Origin of the sequence: Microbacterium sp. Leaf351 (genome assembly GCF_001423825.1) — a bacterium.
GTDB lineage: Bacteria > Actinomycetota > Actinomycetes > Actinomycetales > Microbacteriaceae > Microbacterium > Microbacterium ginsengisoli.
The window spans coordinates 116,037-118,857 of the sequence record NZ_LMPK01000002.1 but is presented as its reverse complement, the minus strand read 5'-3'; the positions used below and the strand labels follow the sequence as shown (position 1 = coordinate 118,857).

Sequence of the window (2,821 nt, the reverse complement as noted above, 5' to 3'; positions counted from 1 at the left end):
GCTGCTGTTCTCGTTCGTCGGCGTGATCTTCGTCTACGCCCTGGAGCGCCTGCAGCAGTGGCTGCCGTACTCGCTGGGGCTTCCCGCGGTTCCCGAGGGTCTCGCCTTCAACACCGCGATCTCGTTTGTCACCAACACCAACTGGCAGTCGTACTCGCCCGAGCAGACGATGGGCTACACGGTGCAGTTCGCCGGCCTCGCGGTGCAGAACTTCGTGTCGGCCGCGGTCGGCATCGCGATCGCCGTGGCCCTGGTGCGCGGGTTCGCGCGCCGCCGGGCCACCACGATCGGCAACTTCTGGGTCGACATCGTGCGCGTCATCTGGCGGCTGCTGCTGCCGGTCTCGATCATCGCCGCGGTCGCGCTGATCGTCGCGGGCGTCGTCCAGAACGTGTCGTCGTGGACCGATGTCACCACCGTCACCGGGCAGACGCAGTCGATCCCGGGCGGCACCGTTGCCTCGCAGGAGGCCATCAAGGAGCTCGGCACGAACGGCGGCGGGTTCTTCAACGCGAACTCCGCCCACCCGTTCGAGAACCCCACGCCGTGGACCAACCTCCTCGAGATGGTGCTGATGCTCGCGATCCCGTTCGCGCTGCCGCGCACGTTCGGTCGCATGGTCGGCGACAACCGCCAGGGCTACGCGATCGTCTCGGTCATGGGCACACTGTTCCTCGCGTCGATCGTCGCGGTGAGCTGGCTGGAGGCGTCGGGCCTCGGCGCGGCGGCACAGGCCGCGGGCGGGGCGATGGAGGGCAAGGAGCAGCGGTTCGGCATCCTCGGATCGGCCCTGTTCTCCTCGACCACCACCCTCACCTCGACGGGCGCGGTCAACTCGATGCACGACTCGTTCACGCCGCTCGGCGGCATGATCCCGATGATCGACATGATGCTCGGCGAGGTCGCCCCCGGCGGCACCGGCTCGGGTCTCTACGGCATGCTCATCCTCGCGATCATCGCCGTCTTCGTGGGCGGTCTGCTCATCGGGCGCACACCCGAGTACCTCGGCAAGAAGATCGGCCCCCGCGAGATCAAGCTCGCGAGCCTCTACCTGCTCGCCACCCCGACCCTCGTGCTGCTGGGCGTGGGCGCGAGCTTCGCGATCCCGCCGATCCGCGACGAGATCGAGAACGTGTCGATGCTGAACCCCGGCGTGCACGGCTTCAGCGAGGTGCTCTACGCGTTCACCTCGGCCGCGAACAACAACGGCTCCGCGTTCGCCGGACTGACAGCGAACACCGGATGGCTGAACGCTGCCCTCGCGGTCGCGATGCTGCTCGGCCGGTTCGTGCCGATCGTGCTCGTGCTCGCCCTCGCCGGATCCCTCGCCGCCCAGGGCACGCTCCCGACGACGGCCGGCACGCTGCCGACGCACCGCCCCCAGTTCGTGGGCCTGCTGATCGGCGTGTCGATCATCTTCACCGCTCTTACCTACTTCCCCGTGCTCGCGCTCGGGCCCCTGGCAGAAGGACTGTCCTGATCATGACCACCACCGCTCCGGTCGCCGAGAAGGCGACTCCCCGTTCGCGCGCGTTCAGCCGTGAACAGGTGCTGCAGGCACTTCCCGGCGCCCTGCGCAAACTCAACCCCGCCACCCAGTGGCACAGCCCCGTCATGCTGCTGGTCTGGGTGGGTGCCGCCCTCACGACGCTCATCGCGATCGCCGAGCCGTTCCTGCACCAGGACGGACCGGCCGTTCCCGCGGGATTCACCTGGGGCATCGCGATCTGGCTGTGGCTGACGGTCGTGTTCGCGAACCTGGCCGAGTCGGTCGCCGAGGGTCGCGGCAAGGCGCAGGCCGCGTCGCTGCGCAAGACCCGCACGACGACGTTGGCCCGCAAGGTGGTCGCCTACGATCCGGCGACGGATGCCGCGGCCACCGCGGCCGAGACCGTCGAGATCGCGTCGGCCGAGCTGCGGCTCGGCGACGTGGTCGTCGTGACCGCGGGTGAGCTCATCCCGGGTGACGGCGACATCGTCGACGGCATCGCGACGGTCGACGAGTCGGCGATCACGGGCGAGTCCGCACCGGTCGTGCGCGAGTCGGGCGGCGACCGCAGTGCGGTCACCGGCGGCACCCGCGTGCTCAGCGACCGCATCGTGGTGCGCATCACCGCGAAGCCGGGCGAGACCTTCGTCGACCGCATGATCGCGCTCGTCGAGGGCGCGGCTCGTCAGCGCACGCCCAACGAGATCGCGCTGTCGATCCTGCTGGCGAGCCTGTCGATCGTGTTCGTGATCGTGGTGCTGACGCTGCAGCCGATCGCGGCCGCCGTGGGCGCCCCGGTGGGCATCCCGGTGCTCGTCGCCCTGCTCGTGTGCCTCATCCCGACGACGATCGGCGCGCTGCTGAGCGCCATCGGCATCGCCGGCATGGATCGTCTCGTGCAGCGCAACGTGCTGGCGATGTCGGGCCGTGCGGTCGAGGCTGCCGGTGACGTGTCGACGCTGCTGCTCGACAAGACCGGCACCATCACGTACGGCAACCGTCGCGCGACCGAGTTCGTGCGCATGCCCGGCGTCGGCGACGAGGTGCTCGCGCAGACCGCGGCGCTCTCGTCGCTCGCCGATCCCACCCCCGAGGGCACCTCGGTCGTCGAGCTGGCGACGAGCCGCGGCATCCGTGCGGAGCTGCCGGCCGGCGCCGTGTTCGTGCCGTTCACCGCGCAGACGCGCATGTCGGGCGTCGATCTCCACGACGGCACCGCGGTGCGCAAGGGCGCCGGCTCCGCCGTCACGGCGTGGCTGACCGGCGCGGGCGTGGAGATCTCCGACCACACCCGCCAGACCCTCACTCGCATCACCGACCAGATCGCCGGAT

2 protein-coding genes are annotated in these 2,821 nt (G+C 70.0%); both read left to right on the top strand.

What is annotated here, in order from left to right:
* The coding region (kdpA, locus tag ASG00_RS01090) for a potassium-transporting ATPase subunit KdpA (RefSeq protein WP_235559026.1) at window positions 1-1,480 on the top strand (1,480 nt) is incomplete at its 5' end.
* Between the two features lie 2 nt (window positions 1,481-1,482).
* A partial coding sequence (locus ASG00_RS01085) for an HAD-IC family P-type ATPase (RefSeq protein WP_235559025.1) occupies window positions 1,483-2,821 on the top strand: 1,339 nt, incomplete at its 3' end.